This window comes from Kitasatospora sp. NPDC087315, from assembly GCF_044744345.1.
In the GTDB taxonomy this organism is placed as follows: domain Bacteria; phylum Actinomycetota; class Actinomycetes; order Streptomycetales; family Streptomycetaceae; genus Kitasatospora.
This window is the reverse complement of sequence record NZ_JBIUYD010000002.1, coordinates 260,496-276,523: the sequence shown is the minus strand read 5'-3', so window position 1 is coordinate 276,523 and position 16,028 is coordinate 260,496. Positions and strand designations below refer to the sequence as shown.

Genomic DNA, 16,028 nt, shown 5'->3' with positions numbered 1-16,028 from the left:
GGCTCCCAGCACGCTGCCGCCGCCGACCCGGTCGGGGTCAGACCCGCGGCCCCAACTGCCGTGCATGCCTTCGCTGTTCCCTCGCCGCTCCCTGCCGCACCTGCTTCGCCGTTCCCTTCGGTGTCTCCACCCGTCCCCAGGTTTCGGAGGTTCAGATGCCCCCCAGCGAGACTCCGCCGCACCCGGCGGTGATCCGCTCCCGCAGGGTGGTCCTGCCGGACGGCGAACGCCCCGCCGATGTGCTGATCCGGGACGGACGGATCGAGCGGGTCGCCGCGCACGGCTCGGCGCCCGTCGACGGCCGGCCGGTGACCGACCTCGGTGACACCGCCCTGCTCCCCGGCCTGGTCGACACCCATGTGCACGTGAACGAGCCGGGCCGGACGGCGTGGGAGGGTTTCGCCACCGCCACCCGGGCCGCCGCGGCCGGCGGCGTCACCACGATCGTCGACATGCCGCTCAACTCCGTTCCGCCCACCACCACCCCCGACGGCCTGGCGGCCAAACGGCGGACCGCGGAGGGCCAGGCCTGGGTCGACCTCGGCTTCTGGGGCGGCGCCGTCCCCGGCAACGTCCCGGACCTCCAACCGCTCCACGACGCCGGGGTGTTCGGCTTCAAGAGCTTCCTCGCACCCTCCGGGGTGGCCGAGTTCCCGCACGTCGAGCAGGCCGCCCTGGAGGCCGCGCTGGCCGAACAGGCCCGGATCGGCGCCCTGGCGATCGTCCACGCCGAGGACCCGGCCGTCCTGGCCGCCGCGCCCCAACGGCCCGGCGCGCACTACCGCGACTTCCTCGCCTCCCGCCCGGCCGCCGCCGAGACCGCCGCCGTCGCCCGGCTGCTCGACACGGCCCGTCGCACCGGCGCCCGGGTCCACATCCTGCACGTCTCCGCCGCCGCCGTGCTGCCGCTGCTGCGCCGGGCCCGCGAGGACGGTGTCCGGGTGACCGCCGAGACCTGTCCGCATTACCTCACCCTCGCGGCCGAGGAGGTGCCGGACGGCGACACCGCCTTCAAGTGCTGCCCGCCGATCCGCGACGAGTCCAACCGCGACCGGCTCTGGGAGGCCCTGGCGAACGGCGAGTTCGCCGCGGTCGTCTCGGACCACTCGCCGTCCACCCCGGACCTCAAGCTGCTGCCCGAACTCGGCGGCAGCGGCGACTTCGCGGCCGCCTGGGGCGGGATCGCCTCCCTCCAGCTGGGCCTGCCCGCCGTCTGGACCGAGGCCCGCCGGCGCGGCCACACCCTCGCCGACGTGGTCCGCTGGATGGCCGCCGGCCCGGCCGCGCTGGCCGGTCTGACCGGCACCAAGGGCGCCATCGCCGCCGGTGGCGACGCCGATCTGGTCGCCTTCGACCCCGACGGCGCGTTCGCGGTGCGCGCCGCCGAACTGCACCACCGCAACCCCGTCACCCCGTACGCGGGCCGGACGCTGACCGGCACCGTCCGCACCACCTGGCTCGGCGGCCGGGTGGTCGACCCCGCCGCCGAGCCCTTCGGCCGCCAGATCACCCGACCCCAGGAGCCGAAGTGAGCACCGTCCACACCCCGAGTGCCCCGTTCACCGAGCTGGTCGACCTGGCGTCCCGGCTGCTCGGCGCCGGCGTCGTCGCCACCAACGAGGACACCTTCGCGGACGCCGAGAACCTGCTGGTCGCCCGGCCCGCCGAGTTCCGCCCGCACACCTTCGGCCACAAGGGCCAGATCATGGACGGCTGGGAGTCCAAGCGCCGCCGCGGCGTCAGCGCCGACCAGCCGCACCCCGCCGACGACGACCACGACTGGACGATCGTGCGGCTCGGCGCCGGCGGCGTGATCCGTGGCGTGATCGTCGACACCGCCCACTTCACCGGCAACCACCCGGAGAGCGCCTCGGTCGAGGCCGCCTCGGTGCCCGGCCACCCCTCGCCCGAGGAACTCCAGGCCGCCGCGTGGGTCGAACTGGTGCCGCGCACCCCGCTCCGGGGTGACACCGCGCACGAGTTCGCCGTCGACAGCCCGGCCCGCTTCACCCACGTCCGCCTCAACATCTTCCCGGACGGCGGCGTCGCCCGGCTGCGGGTGCACGGCGAGGTGCTGCCCGACCCCCGTGAGCTGGACGGTCTCACCTTCGACCTGGCCGCCCAGGAGTACGGCGGCGTGGCCGAGGCGGCGTCCGACCGCTACTTCTCCTCCCCGCACAACCTGAACGCTCCCGGCCGTGCCTCCGTCATGGGCGAGGGCTGGGAGACCAGGCGTCGGCGCGACAAGGCCAACGACTGGGTGCGGATCGCCCTGGCCGCCGGCGGCGAGGTCCTGGCCGTCGAGGTGGACACCACCCACTTCGTCGCCAACGCGCCCGGCTGGGCCGACCTGACCGGCTACGACGCCTCCGCGGGCGGCGACCCGCCCGAGGACGCGGCCGGCTGGTTCGAGCTCCTGCCCCGTACCCGCCTCCAGCCCGACACCCGGCACCGCTTCCGGCTCGACGCCGGCCGCCCGGTGACCCATGTGCGGATCAACGTCCACCCGGACGGCGGCCTGGCCCGGCTCCGGCTGACCGGCCGGCTCACCGAGGCGGGCCGTGCCGCCCTCGCGCTGCGCTGGTTCGACGCCGTCCCGGCCGCCGAGGCCGTCGCCGCCCTGACCGGGGCGGGCCTGGCCGGCGAGGAGGCCGCCGCGCTGACCGCCGCCCGCCCGCTGTCCGGCCGGTCCGCGGCCACCGCCGCCGTCGCCGCGCTTTGGCCGGCGGACCGCGCGGATGACGGCGCGAACGGCGGTCCGGACGACGGGTACTCCGCCCGCCGCCGCGCGGCCGTCCGGAGTCTGCTCGGAATCTGACCGTCCGACACCCCGGGTGGATGCCGCCGGATCCCGGCGCGGACGTAACGGCCGGGCCGGTGCCAGTCAAGTCCTTCGTGCAACCTCCACCAATATTGGCGGAGGACAACTGCCGGAGCCCATGGGTGGCTAGGCTGGAGAAGCTTGCGGGTGGTTTCGCGGGCGGACATCGGAAGGGGACGACATGTCGACACCAGCCCCGGGTCGTCACGCCACGCTGGACCAGGGCGAGCCCGGTCCGTTCACCTCCCTGCAGCACGCCCTCAGACTGCTGGAGGCCGTCGACCGGCACCCCGACGGCGCCACCCTGGTCGCTCTCGCCCGGGAGACGTCCCTGGCGCTGCCGACCGTCCGCCGGCTCGCCGAGATCCTGGAGATCGAGGGCTATCTCCAGTGCCAGGACGGCGGTTGGGTGCTCGGCGGCACCTTCGCGCTGCTCGGCCAGCACAACCGGGAGCAGCTGGTGCGGGCCCGGCTGAACCGCAAACTCGCCGAACTGCGTGACGAGTTGGGCGCGGCGGTGTACTTCAGCCGCTACCACGACGGCGAGCTGTCGGTGGAGGCGGTCGCCGCGGCCGACGACGCCCCGGCGGTGCAGGAGTGGGTGGACTTCCGGGCCACCGCGCACGCCAGCGCGATCGGCAAGTGCCTGCTCAGCCAGCTCGACCACGACGCCCGCCGGGACCACCTGTCCCGGCACCCGGTGGCCCGGCTGACCTCCCGGACGGTCGTCGACGCCGACCAGTTGATGCACCGGCTGGAGCGCCAGCCCGCCACCGTGCCGGTGCTGGACTTCCAGGAGTACGCGCTCGGCACGGTCTGTGCCGCCGTCCCGGTGACGGCGGGCAGCACCGTCGGCTGCCTGGCCACCTCGATGCCGGTCGGCAATGTGCACCGGCTCAAGGCCGCCGCCGAACTGCTCGCGGCCCGTGCCGCGCCGCTGATGCTCGCGATGGCCGTCTGACGGCCCAGCGGTCGCCCGTACCACGAAGCCCCGCCGGCCGAGGCGGGGCTTTGGTGTTTCCCGGGGTTCGTTCCGGCGCACATCACTTATTAGACTTGATGTCGATAAGAGTGTCGAAACCCTTGAAGCGGGGCTCTACCCGCGAGTAGGTTGCCCTGGAACCGAGCGCGAGCCACCCGCCCCCCGGTCAGGAGGCCCCAGCCATGCCCCGTTCCACCGCCCCCGTCCCCGGCGTCCCCGCGGTCCCTACCGCCCCCGCCGTGACCGCCCCCGCCGTGACCGTCCCCGTCCTCGCCGGCCCCGCCGCCCGGGTCCACGAGAGCCTCGTCCTGGAGCCCCGGGACGTGCGCTTCGACTGGTCCGGGCTGCCGCTGCACTGGATCCCCGACGAGCCGGTGGCCACCCACATCATCAACGTCCTGCACCTGCTGCTGCCCGAGGGGGAGCGCTGGTTCGTCAAGGTGTTCAAGGAGGCCCTGCCGCTGATCCGGGACGAGCAGCTGCGCGAGGAGGTGCTCGGCTTCATCGGCCAGGAGGCCATCCACGCCGAGGCCCACCAGGAGGTCCTGGACCACCTGCTCGGCCAGGGCCTCGACCCGCGCCCCTACGTCCGTCAGATCGCCTGGCTGTTCCGGCGCGTCCTCGGCGACCGGCCCGGCCTGACGCCCGCCCAGCAGCGCGAGAACGTCATCGAGCGGGTCGCCTTCGTCGCGGCGATCGAGCACTTCACCGCCTTCCTGGGCAACTGGGCGCTCAACTCCCCGGGCCTGGACCGCGCCAAGGCCGACCCGACCATGCTCGACCTGCTCCGCTGGCACGGCGCCGAGGAGGTCGAACACCGCAGCGTCGCCTACGACCTGATGGTCCACCTGGACCCGGGCTATCTGCGCCGGATCCGCGGCATGGCCGTCTCCGGACCGCTGCTGGTCCACCTCTGGGTGCGCGGCGCCCGCTTCCTGCTGGCCGCCGACCCCACCCTCGACGGGCGGCTGCGGCCCAGCTGGCGCGAGGCGGGACGGATCGCCCGGCGCGGGCTGCTGCCCGACCCGGTCGCGTCGCTCCGCTCCGGCCTGCGGTACCTGCGGCCCGGCTACCACCCCACCCAGGAGGGCTCCTCCAGCCAGGCGCTCGGCTACCTCGCCACCTCCCCGGCCGCCCGCGCCGCCGCCCACTGAGCCCGCCACCGGCCGGGCCGCCTGCCGCCCGTGCCACCAACCGCCCGTGCCACCCGACGCCCGAGCCACCCGACGAGAACGGGGACCGACCGCCCGATGGACCTGCGCACCCCGCCCCCCGACCTCTACGGCCGCCCCCGCGCCGACCGGTTCATGCGGCGCCTCACCGCCTTCGGCGACCGCTACACCCCGGCCCTCGCCGGCCCGCTGCTGCGCCGCAACCCCCGGCGCCCGCCCGGCCGCCCCACCCCGCCGCTGCAACTCGTCGTCACCGGCCGCCGCCAGGTCGCCGCCGACGTCGTCGAGCTGCGGCTCGCCGACCCCTCCGGCACCGCGCTCCCGCCCTGGCAGCCCGGCGCACACCTGCGCCTCGCCCTGCCCTCCGGCCGCGAGCGCCACTACTCGCTCTGCGGCGACCCGGCCGACCGCGCCGCCTACCGGATCGCCGTCCGCCGGCTGCCCGCGGGCGGCGGCGGCTCGGTGGAGATCCACGACGAACTGCACCCCGGCAGCCGCCTGACGGCCCGCCGCCCGCGCAACGGCTTCGCGTTCTGCGCCGAACCGGCCGTGCTGCTGCTGGCCGGCGGCATCGGCATCACCCCGCTGCTGCCGATGGCCCGCGAGGCACGGCGGCACGGCCTGGACTGGCGGCTGCTCCACGTCGGCCGCAGCGCCGACACCCTCCCGTACACGGACGAGCTGCGCGCCCTCGACCCGCACCGCGTCACCCTGCGCACCGACGACGAGCACGGCGTTCCCACCGGCGCCGAACTGCTGGCCCACGCCCCGCGCGGGGCCGCCGTCTACTGCTGCGGACCGGCCCCGATGCTCGCCGCCGTCCAGCGCGCCCTGGACGAATCACCCGCCGCCGCCCTGCACTTCGAGCGGTTCGGTGCCGCCCCGGTCACCGACGGCGAACCGTTCACCGTCCGCCTCGGCGCGACCGGCCCGGCGCTGGACGTCCCCGCCGACCGCTCCGCCCTGGACATCCTCCGCGAGACCCGCCCCGACCTGCCGTACTCCTGCCACCAGGGCTTCTGCGGTACTTGCGAGGTCCGGCTGCTGGCCGGCACCCCCGACCACCGCGACCGCCGCCTCACCCCCGAACAGCGTGCCGCCGGCGCCCTGCTGCCCTGCGTCTCCCGGGCCGCCGAGGGCGAGACCCTGGTCCTCGATCTGTAGCAAGGAGCCCCGTCGTGGCCGAGCCCCCGTCCTTCCCGTTCACCGCGCACGACCTCGCCCGCTTCCGCGAGACCCAGCAACTCGCCTACCACTGCGCCGAACAGGTCGCCGCCTGGATCGAACCGGGCGTCACCGAGCGGCAGGCCACCGCGGAGCTGCGCCGCCGCCTGGTCGCGGCCGGTGTGCGGGACTTCTTCCACATCCCGTTCGCCTGGTTCGGGGACCGGACGGCGTTCCGGCACTTCCACACCCCGCTCCAGTTCTTCGCGGGAGGCCGGCGGCTGGCCGAGGGCATGCCCTATGTGCTGGACTGCGCACCGGTGGTGGACGGCTACACCGCCGACATCGGCTACGGCGGCAAGGTCGGCGAGAACCCGGTCTGGGACCGTCTCGCCGCCGACCTCAAGGTCTACCGCGAGCTGATCCTCGCCGAGGTCCGCGCCCGCAAACCGCTCGACGAGGTGTACGCGGCGGTGGACGCGCAGATCGCCGCGCACGGCTACGACAACCGCCACCAGGTCTACCCCGGCCGGGTGATCGGCCACCAGGTGACCAGGACGACCACCCGCGGCCCGGCCGGGGTGAACGTCCTCGGCTTCGGCGTCCGGACCCTCCAGACGCTCGGCCGCGAGCTGATCGGCGAACGCCTGCACGGCCGTTCACCGCTCTGGGCGGACGGCCGGTCCTCCCGGCACGCGCCGACCCCGGGCCTCTGGGCGGTGGAGCCGCACATCGCCTTCCGCAAGGTGGGCATCAAGTTCGAGGAACTGCTCGTGGTGACGGACGACGACGCGTACTGGCTCGACGACGACCTGCCGCACGTCCGGCGCTGGACCGTGCGGGAGACCCCGCAGCAGACCGCCCAGGAGGCGACCCGATGACGACGACCACCCGCCGCCGGACCGTCCGCTCCGGCGGGCTGCCGCTCGCCGTCTTCGAGGACGGCGACCCGGCCGCCCCCACCGTCCTGCTGGTGCACGGCTACCCGGACACCCATGTGGTCTGGGACGACATCGCCGCCGACCTCGCCCGCGACCACCACGTGGTCCGCTACGACGTGCGCGGCGCCGGCGAGTCGGGCGCGCCGGCCACCCGCGACGGCTACCGGCTGGAGCACCTCGCCGCCGACCTCCTCGCCGTCGCCGACGCCGTCAGCCCGGACCGCCCGGTGCACGTCGTCGCCCACGACTGGGGCTCGCTGCAGTCCTGGGAGGCCGTCACCGCGCCCGGCGCCGGGCAGCGGATCGCCTCCTACACCACCATGTCCGGCCCCTGCCTGGACCACCTGGGGTACTGGCTGCGCGAGCGCTACCGCCGGCCCACCCCGCGCCACCTGCGGCAACTGCTCTCCCAGGGCGTGCACTCCTGGTACATCACCGCCTTCCACCTGCCCTTCCTCGCCCCCGGCGTCTGGCGGCTCGGCCTTGCCCGGGCCTGGCCCCGGGTGCTGCGCGACCTGGAGGGCGTCACCCCGCGCCCCGGCCACCCGCAGCCCACCCTGCGGCGGGACGCCGTGCGCGGCATCGAGCTGTACCGGGCCAATATGCGCCCCGCCCTGGGCCACCCGCGCGAGCGGCCCACCGAGGTGCCCGTCCAGCTGATCACCCTCACCGAGGACCACTACGTCGGAGAGTTCCTCTCCGAGGGGCTGGAGCGCTGGGTGCCGCGGCTGACCCGCCGTTCGCTGCGCGCCTCCCACTGGTCCGCCCTGCTGGAGAAGGGGTCCGCCGTGGCCGCCATGGTCCGCGAGTTCACCGCCCGGGTCGACGCCGGACAGCCCGGCGCGGCCCCGGACCCCGGCCGGCTGGTCGTCGTCACCGGCGGCGGCAGCGGCATCGGACGGGCCACCGCGCTCGCCTTCGCCGAGGACGGCGCCCGGGTGGTGGTCTGCGACCTCGACCTCGCCGCCGCCGAGCGCACCGCCGAACTCGCCGCCCTGATCGGCCCGCCCGCCCACGCCTACCGGGTGGACGTCAGCGACGGCGCTGCCGTGGACGCCTTCGCCCAGCAGGTCGCCGCCGAGCACGGGGTGCCCGACGTGGTCGTCAACAACGCGGGCATCGGCCACTCCGGGACGTTCCTGCAGACCACCGAGAAGGAGTGGCAGCGCGTCCTGGACGTCAACCTCTGGGGCGTGATCCACGGCTGCCGCGCCTTCGGCTCGCTGATGGCCGAGCGCGCCGAGGGCGGCCACATCGTCAACCTCGCCTCGGCGGCGGCCTATCTGCCCGCCAAGGCGCTGACCGCCTACGCCACCAGCAAGGCCGCCGTCTTCATGCTCTCCGACTGCCTGCGCGCCGAACTGGCCGGGCACGGCATCGGCGTCTCCACGATCTGCCCCGGCATCGTCAACACCAACATCACCCGCACCTCCACCTTCTCCGCCACCACCCCCGCCCAGCAGACCGCCAAACAGGCCCGCGCCGCCAAGCTCTACGCCCGCCGCGGCTTCCCGCCCGAGAAGGTCGCCGCCGCCATCCTGCACGCCGTCCGCACCGGCAAACCCGTCGTCCCCGTCACCCCCGAGGCGAAACTCGCCCGCCTCCTCAGCCGCCTCTCCCCGGGCCTGCTCCGCCTCGCCGCCCGCCTCGACGTCACCTGACGGCAGGCCTCGCGGCCTCCCGCGGCGCTTCTTCGCACTACCGCGGGGAATCCCGACAGGAGGTGTCGGGATTCCACGGCAGCATCGGCGGGGTCGGAGCGAGCACGAGGGAAGGAGCAGGGCATGACACAGCCGCTGAAGGGCAGGGTCGCGCTGGTCGCGGGGGCGACGCGGGGGGCGGGGCGGGCGATCGCCGTCCAGCTGGGGGCCGCGGGGGCCACGGTGTACGGGACGGGGCGCAGTGCCGAGGGGCACCGGTCGGAGTACGGGCGGGCGGAGACGCTGGAGGAGACGGCGGAGCTGGTCACGGCGGCCGGCGGGCGGGGGATCGCGGTGCGGGCGGACCACCTGGTGCCGGCCGAGGTGGCGGCGGTGGCCGAGCGGATCGACGCCGAACAGGGCGGGCTGGACATCCTGGTCAACGACATCTGGGGCGGCGAGCAACTGTTCGCCTGGGACCGTCCGGTCTGGGAGCACGACCTCGACAAGGGGCTGCGCCTGCTGCGTCTCGCGGTCGAGACGCACGCCGTCACCAGTCACCACCTGCTGCCGTTGCTGCTGCGCAGGCCCGGCGGGCTGGTGGTGGAGATGACGGACGGCACCGCCGAGTACAACGCGAACCGCTACCGGATGTCGTTCTTCTACGACCTCGCCAAGGCCTCCGTGCTGCGGATGGCGTTCGCACTGGGGCACGAACTCGGCCCGCGCGGGGCGACGGCGGTCGCCCTGACGCCCGGCTGGATGCGCTCGGAGATCATGCTGGAGCACTTCGGCGTCACCGAGGAGACCTGGCGCGAGGCGACCGAGCGGGAGCCGCAGTTCGGCATCTCGGAGTCGCCCGGCTATGTCGGCCGGGCGGTGGTGGCGCTGGCCGCCGACCCGGACGTGGCGCGCTGGAACGGGACGTCCCTCTCCAGCGGCGCCCTGGCCGGGGAATACGGCTTCACCGATCTGGACGGCAGCCGGCCGGACGCCTGGCGCTACCTGGTGGACGCGGAGACGGCGGAAGGGCCGCTGGACCCGGCCGGCTACCGCTGAGCGGAAACGCCGTACAGGGCGGCGGTGCGGGCCGCCGCCTGGGCCAACCGCCTTCGCAGCGGCGGCGGTTCGAGCACCTCGGCCTCCGGTCCGAGCCGCAGCAGCTCGTCGTAGGCGACCTCCAGTGATTCGACGGGGAGCCGGACGGTCACCCAGCCGTGGCCGTCCGGCTCCCCGGCGGTGGCGAGGGCCTGCCGGGCGGGGACGGGCTCCAGCAGCCGGGGGAGCAGCTCGGTGCCCAGCGGGCTCAGCCGTACCGTGACACTCTCCCGCAGCAGGGACCGGGCGAACGCGGCCGCGCTGGCCTCCCAGAACGCCCCGAGGTCGAACTCCTCGTCCCGCTCGAAGCGTTCGGGCAGCGGCTCGGCGCTCTCCAGCCGGTCCACCCGGTACACCCGCGGCTCGGTGGCACCCTCCGGGCGGGCCACCAGGTACCAGGTGCCCGCCTTCAGCACCAGCCCGTACGGCCGCAGCGTCCGCGCCACGGTCTCCGTCCGCTCGGGGGTTTCCGTCCGCTCGGCGGCCCGCCGCCGGTAGCGGGCCCGCAGCAGCCGCTCGCCCCAGACGGCCCGGGAGACCTCGGTGAGCAGCGGGGGAGCCGGCGCGGTGCGGAACCAGCCGGGCGCGTCCAGGTGGAACCGCCGCACCCCGGCGGCCGGCGCCTCGCCGAGTTCGTTCAGCACCTTCAGCCGGGCGGTCAGTGCCGGGTCGGCGAGCCCCATGTCGCCCAGCGGGCCGGGCAGTCCGGCGAGCAGCAGCACCTCGGCCTCGGCCCGGTCCAGCCCGGTCAGCCGGGTGCGGTAGCCGTCCAGCAGCCGGTAGCCGCCGGCCCGCCCGCGCTCCGCGTACACCGGCACCCCGGCCTCGGCGAGCGCCAGCACGTCCCGCTGGACGGTGCGCTCGGACACCTCCAGTTCGGCCGCCAGCTCGGCCCCGGTCATGGTCCGCCGCGCCTGCAGCAGCAACAGCAGCGAGATCGCCCGCGCCGCCCGCATCCGCTCCGCCTTTCCCTCCCGGTCGTCCCGCTGATGCCCGATCCTAGGACGCGCGCCCCACCCCCACTGCACCGATCATGGGTGCCACAGGGCCATCACCCGGCGCGAGCGAAGGAGCACCCATGGCCACCGGCACCGTGAAGTCCTACAACGCCGACCACGGCTACGGCACGATCACCCCCGACGACGAGGGACCCGCGCTGTACGTCTACTTCGACTCGATCCTGGGCGCGCGCGAGGACGGGGGCGCGCGCGGCCTCGCCGTGGGCCAGAAGGTGGAGTACGACCCGACCGAACAGGAGGGCCGGCCGGTCGCGGAGCGCGTCCGGCCGCGGTGAGCCGGCGCCGGGACCGCGTGCCGGGACCGCGTGCCGGGACCGTGTGCCGGGGCCGGGAGTCGGGAGCCTAGGATCGAGGCCCATGGAGATCTCGACCGCCCTCTGGTCCTTCGCCCTCGTCGTGGGGCTGCTCACCCTCACCCCCGGTCTCGACACCGCGCTGATCCTGCGCACCTCCGCGCTCGGCCACCGCCGGCAGGCGTGGGGCGTGGTGCTCGGCATCCAGACCGGCACGCTGATCTGGGGCACCCTCACCTCGGCCGGGGTGACGGCGCTGCTGACCGCCTCCCATCTGGCGTACGAGATCGTCCGCTGGGCCGGGGCCGCGTACCTGGTCTGGATGGGCGTGGGGATGCTGCGCAGCCGGGGCGCCGAGCCGGCGGCGGACGCGGTGGGGCCCGCGGACGGCGGTTTCGGGTACGGCTGGCGGCGCGGCACGCTGACCAATCTGCTGAACCCCAAGGTCGGCGTCTTCTATGTGGCGATGCTGCCGCAGTTCATCCCGGCGGGCGCGCCGCACTTCGCCACCGGTGTGGCGCTGACCTGCGTGCACGTCGTGGAGGGGGTGCTCTGGTCGACGGTCCTGGTGGGCTTCGCCCAGGTGGTGCGCGGCTGGCTGCGCAGGCCCGCCGCGCGCCGGGTGCTGGACCGGGTGACCGGTGCGGTGGTGGTCGGCTTCGGGCTGAAGCTGGCGGTCTCCGAGTAAGGCCGTGTGGCGGGCCGCAGAGCGGGGCAGGGGCGGCGACTGGGCAGCGTCACCCGGGTGGTGGCCAGCGATGGCCGCCCCGGGCCGGTCCGGGCTGCACTGGAGGCGACACGGCCCCGGCCCGGCGGGCCGGAGACAGGAGCGGCCCCATGGCCATCATCGCGACGTTCGAGTTCCCCGGGGTCGGTCTGGCCCAGTACGAGGAGGCCGTGGACCGGCTGACCGGCGGTGCGGGCCTCAACGCGCCGTCCGACTGGCCGGTGCGCGGGCTGGTGCTGCACACGGCGGGCCCGACGCCGGACGGCGGCTGGCTGGTCACCGACGTGTGGGAGTCCCGGGAGGCGTTCGAACACTATGCGGCGGTGCTGATGCCGATCCTCCAGGAGGTCGGCATCCCGGCCGTGCCGCCGCTGCTCTGCCAGGCCTACAACGTGGTGACCTGAGCGCGTTCAGGCCGCGTGCGACCGCGGCTTCCCGGCCTCGGCCCGTCCGTTCGCGCCAGGTCGTGGTGGATCGGCCCGCTGCCGGAGCTCAGCGGCCGGCAGCCGCCGCCGCGGCGGTGGGCGATGATCTCGGCGGCCACCGAGACGGCCGTCTCCTCGGGGGTGCGGGCGCCGAGGTCGAGGCCGATCGGGGAGCGCAGCCGGGCGATCTCGGCGTCGGTGAGGCCGGCCTCGCGCAGCCGGGCCAGCCGGTCGTGGTGGGTGCGGCGCGAGCCCATCGCGCCGACGTAGCCGACCGGCAGCCGCAGGGCGCGTTCCAGCAGCGGGATGTCGAACTTGGCGTCGTGGGTGAGGACGCAGAGCACCGTCCGCCCGTCGATCGCCGCCGCGCCGTCCGGGAGGGCCAGCTGGGAGTCGAGGTAGCGGTGCGGCCAGTCCACGACGACCTGGTCGGCCTCGGGGAAGCGGCGTTCGGTGGCGAAGACCGGGCGGGCGTCGCAGACGGTGACGTGGTAGCCGAGGAACTTGCCGATCCGCACCACGGCGGCGGCGAAGTCGATGGCGCCGAAGACCAGCATGCGGGGCGGGGGAACGCAGGACTCGACGAAGACGGTGACGCTGCCTTGCTCACGGACGGTGGCCGGTTCACGTTCGCCGCAGGGGCGCCCGTCCAGGCCGAGGACGACCCGGCCGGTGCGTCCGGCGTCCAGCATGGCCCGCGCCTCGGCGGTGATCGCGCGCTCCAGCGCGGTGAGGCGGTGCGCGGCGGGGCGCGCGGGGGAGAGGGAGCCGTGGCGGGTGTCGGCGGTGACGGCGAGGGCGGCGCCGACCAGCCCGCCGGGGCCGGCGATCACCCGGGCGAGGGCCACCGGGGTGCCGGCGGCGATGGCCGCGATGCCGGTGTCCAGGGCGGGGTCGGTGCCGGGGGTGACCGGCTGGACGAAGACGTCCAGGACGCCGCCGCAGGTCAGGCCGACCGCGAAGGCGTCCTCGTCGTTGTAGCCGAACCGCTTCAGCACCGGTTCGCCGGAGGCGAGGGCGGCCCGGCACAGCTCGTACACGGCGCCCTCGACGCAGCCGCCGGAGACACTGCCGACCGCTTCGCCGGCCGCGTCCACGGCGAGGGCCGCCCCCGGGTCGCGCGGCGCGCTGCCGGCGACCCCGACGACGGTGGCCACGGCGAAGGAGCGCCCGGACGCGTGCCAGGCCCGCAGCTGCTCGGCGATGTCCTGCATGTCGGGGAACTCCTCGCGCGACGAAGTCGGGGCGGGCCGGAAGGGCCGCCGTACGGGAAACGATTCCGGCCCGGCGACGGTGCGGCCGGCGCGCGGTTCGTCGGCGACGGCCGAGCCCCCAGGACGGCCGCGGCCCCGGGGACGTTCGGACCGGCCCGCCGGGCTACCGCGCCCCGGGGGCCTCGGTGGTCAGGTGCTCGGGCCGGACCGGGATCCGGTGCAGCGCCAGCCCGGTGGCGTCGCGGATGGCGGCCACGATGGACGGCGTCGCGGAGACGGTCGGGGCCTCGCCCACCCCGCGCAGCCCGTACGGGGCGTGCGGGTCGGGCAGTTCGAGGAGCTCCACCGGCATCGGCGGGGTGTCCAGGATGGTGGGGATCAGGTAGTCGGTGAAGGAGGCGTTGCGCACCTTCCCGTCCTTGACGACGATCTCCTCCATCACGGCCAGGCCGAGCGCCTGGGCGCAGCCGCCCTGGATCTGGCCGACCACCGAGAGCGGGTTGAGCGCCTTGCCGACGTCCTGGACGGCGGTCAGCTCGACCACCTTGACCAGGCCGAGTTCGACGTCCACGTCGACGACCGCGCGGTTGGCGCAGAAGGAGTACTGGAGGTGGCCGGAGCCCTGCCCGGTCTCCTTGTCGAACGGGACGGTCGGGCGGTGGTGGTGCTCGCGGGTGAGGTCGATCGCGTCGTCGCCGAGCAGGTCGACCATGGCCACCAGCGGGCCGGCCGACGCCGAGACCACCGTTCCGGCGCTCAGCGTGAGATCGTGGTGGGTCCAGCCGTAACGCCGGCGGCCCTTCTCGATCAGCGCCTGCCGGACGGCCTCGGCGGCGAGCTTGACCGCGCCGCCGGTCATGTAGGTCTGCCGGGAGGCGGAGGTCGAACCGGCCGAGCCGACCTCGGTGTTGGCCGGCTGGATGGTCACCTGCTCGACGCCCAGCTCGGTGCGGGCGATCTGGGCGTGCACGGTGACCCCGCCCTGGCCGACCTCCGCCATCGCGGTGTGCACCATGGCGACCGGCTCGCCGCCGATCACCTCCAGCCGCACCCGGGCGGTGGAGTAGTCGTCGAAGCCCTCGGAGAAGCCGACGTTCTTGATGCCGACCGAGTAGCCGACACCGCGCACGATGCCCTCGCCGTGCGAGGTGTTGGACAGCGCGCCCGGGAGCCGCCGGATGTCCGGGCGGTCGGGGTCCAGCGGTGGCGGGAGCGGCATGTCCTTGACGCGGCGCAGGAGTTCGGCGACCGGGGCGGGTGAGTCGATCCGCTGGCCGGTGGGCAGCCGGTCGCCCTCGGCCATCGCGTTCAGCCGCCGCAGCTCGACCGGGTCCATGCCCAGGGCGGCGGCCAGCTTGTCCATCTGCGTCTCGTAGCCGAACGCGGCCTGGACGGCGCCGAATCCGCGCATCGCCCCGCAGGGCGGGTTGTTGCTGTAGAGCGCGATGGCGTGCATCCGCACGTTCGGGATCACGTACGGGCCGTGGCCGAGCGAGGCCGCGTTGCCGACCACGGCGGGTGAGGAGGAGGCGTACGCACCGCCGTCCAGCACGATCCGGCAGTCGGCGAAGACCAGCCTGCCGTCCCGGGTGGCGCCGTGCTCGTACGTCATCCGGGCCGGGTGGCGGTGGACATGGCCGAAGAAGGACTCGTCGCGGGAGTAGACGATCTTGACCGGCCTGCCGGTGCGCAGCGCCAGCAGACCGGCGTGGATCTGCATCGAGAGGTCCTCGCGACCGCCGAAGGCGCCGCCGACGCCGGCCAGGGTGAGCCGGATCCTCTCCTCCGGCAGGGCCAGCACGGGGGCCATCTGCCGGCGGTCCACGTGCAGCCACTGGGTGGCGATGTAGAGGTCGATGCCGCCGTCCTCGGCGGGCACCGCCAGGCCGGACTCGGGGCCGAGGAAGGCCTGGTCCTGCATGCCGACCTCGTAGCTGCCGCTGACGGTGACGTCCGCCATCGCCCGCACCTCGTCGGTCACCCCGAGGCCGGAGACCAGCCGCTGCTCGTGGCAGATGTTGCCGTGCCCGTGCGACCTGTACTCGTGCGGCTCGTGCACATGGCCGTGGGTCTCCGGGTCGAGGCACTGCTCCTCGGTGGTGATCGGGGTGAGCACCTCGTACTCGACCCTGATCCGCTCCACCGCGCGGCGGGCCGTCTCCGGGTGGTCGGCCGCGACCAGCGCGATCGCCTCGCCGTGGTGGCGGACCTTGTCGATCGCCAGGACCGGCTGGTCCTGGATCTCCAGGCCGTAGTACTTGGAGCCCGGGATGTCCTCGTGGGTGAGCACGGCGTACACCCCGGGCAGCCGCAGCGCCTCGGAGACGTCCACCGAGCGGATGGTGGCGCGGGGGTGCGGCGAGCGCAGGGCCGTACCCCAGAGCATGTCCTCGTGCCACAGGTCGGACGAGTAGGCGAACTCGCCCCTGACCTTCAGCGCGCCGTCCGGGCGCAGCGGCGAGCCGCCGACGCCGTCCCCGCCGGTCTGCCGGATGTCCTGGAGGTTCTTCTGGCCCCGGAGGGTGCGCATGC

Annotated in this window: 13 protein-coding genes and 1 pseudogene; 11 read left to right on the top strand and 3 right to left on the bottom strand. The window is 74.9% G+C overall.

The genetic code is table 11. From position 1 onward, the window contains the following. The first annotated feature begins 155 nt into the window (after positions 1–155). The 8 genes and pseudogenes from allB to ACIO5D_RS04180 all read left to right on the top strand — a co-directional run bounded on the left by allB (position 156) and on the right by ACIO5D_RS04180 (position 9,779). On the top strand, positions 156–1,532 hold the full coding sequence (gene allB, locus ACIO5D_RS04215; RefSeq protein ID WP_400793884.1) for an allantoinase AllB: 1,377 nt from the start codon (positions 156–158) through the stop codon (positions 1,530–1,532). Beyond that, positions 1,529–2,581 (top strand): annotated as a pseudogene (gene alc / locus ACIO5D_RS04210) (allantoicase); the annotation flags it as partial. The gene allB and the pseudogene alc, both read left to right, overlap by 4 nt. A 421-nt stretch (positions 2,582–3,002) precedes the next feature. After that, complete coding sequence (locus ACIO5D_RS04205) at positions 3,003–3,782, top strand: IclR family transcriptional regulator C-terminal domain-containing protein (RefSeq protein ID WP_363606437.1); 780 nt, start codon at positions 3,003–3,005, stop codon at positions 3,780–3,782. 203 nt (positions 3,783–3,985) lie between these two features. Beyond that, complete coding sequence (locus ACIO5D_RS04200) at positions 3,986–4,957, top strand: metal-dependent hydrolase (RefSeq protein ID WP_363606439.1); 972 nt, start codon at positions 3,986–3,988, stop codon at positions 4,955–4,957. A gap of 96 nt (positions 4,958–5,053) precedes the next feature. Then, positions 5,054–6,139: a PDR/VanB family oxidoreductase gene (locus ACIO5D_RS04195; RefSeq protein ID WP_400649497.1), complete on the top strand. Its 1,086-nt coding sequence runs from the start codon at positions 5,054–5,056 to the stop codon at positions 6,137–6,139. Between the two features lie 14 nt (positions 6,140–6,153). After that, the gene (locus tag ACIO5D_RS04190) at positions 6,154–7,020 is read left to right on the top strand and encodes a M24 family metallopeptidase (protein WP_400793883.1); all 867 of its coding nucleotides are present in this window, start codon (positions 6,154–6,156) and stop codon (positions 7,018–7,020) included. After that, positions 7,017–8,741, top strand: a complete 1,725-nt coding sequence (locus ACIO5D_RS04185) for an SDR family oxidoreductase (protein WP_400793882.1) — start codon at positions 7,017–7,019, stop codon at positions 8,739–8,741. Before ACIO5D_RS04190 ends, ACIO5D_RS04185 begins: the two co-directional genes overlap by 4 nt. A gap of 123 nt (positions 8,742–8,864) precedes the next feature. Then, complete coding sequence (locus tag ACIO5D_RS04180) at positions 8,865–9,779, top strand: SDR family oxidoreductase (RefSeq protein ID WP_363606445.1); 915 nt, start codon at positions 8,865–8,867, stop codon at positions 9,777–9,779. Here ACIO5D_RS04180 and ACIO5D_RS04175 read toward each other — a convergent pair. Further along, a complete protein-coding gene (locus ACIO5D_RS04175; RefSeq protein ID WP_400649488.1) occupies positions 9,770–10,774 on the bottom strand; it encodes a helix-turn-helix transcriptional regulator in 1,005 nt (334 codons plus the stop codon). The genes ACIO5D_RS04180 and ACIO5D_RS04175 overlap by 10 nt on opposite strands. 122 nt (positions 10,775–10,896) lie before the next feature. On the opposite strand from ACIO5D_RS04175, the gene ACIO5D_RS04170 reads away from it, so the two are divergent. From ACIO5D_RS04170 to ACIO5D_RS04160, 3 genes are all read left to right on the top strand, one after another. Continuing rightward, positions 10,897–11,112, top strand: a complete 216-nt coding sequence (locus ACIO5D_RS04170) for a cold shock domain-containing protein (RefSeq protein ID WP_363606447.1) — start codon at positions 10,897–10,899, stop codon at positions 11,110–11,112. A gap of 82 nt (positions 11,113–11,194) precedes the next feature. Further along, positions 11,195–11,818 (top strand): LysE family translocator, encoded by a 624-nt coding sequence (locus tag ACIO5D_RS04165; protein ID WP_363606448.1) that lies wholly within the window; start codon positions 11,195–11,197, stop codon positions 11,816–11,818. 149 nt (positions 11,819–11,967) lie between these two features. Beyond that, positions 11,968–12,261, top strand: coding sequence for a hypothetical protein (locus ACIO5D_RS04160; protein WP_363606450.1), 294 nt, complete (start codon positions 11,968–11,970; stop codon positions 12,259–12,261). Here the strand turns inward: ACIO5D_RS04160 and ACIO5D_RS04155 are convergent. Beyond that, positions 12,243–13,496: an XdhC family protein gene (locus tag ACIO5D_RS04155; protein WP_400793881.1), complete on the bottom strand. Its 1,254-nt coding sequence runs from the start codon at positions 13,494–13,496 to the stop codon at positions 12,243–12,245. The two genes, ACIO5D_RS04160 and ACIO5D_RS04155, sit on opposite strands and share 19 nt — an antisense overlap. A gap of 163 nt (positions 13,497–13,659) precedes the next feature. Further along, positions 13,660–16,026, bottom strand: coding sequence for a xanthine dehydrogenase subunit D (gene pucD, locus ACIO5D_RS04150; protein ID WP_400756602.1), 2,367 nt, complete (start codon positions 16,024–16,026; stop codon positions 13,660–13,662). Between the last annotated feature and the right edge of the window lie 2 nt (positions 16,027–16,028).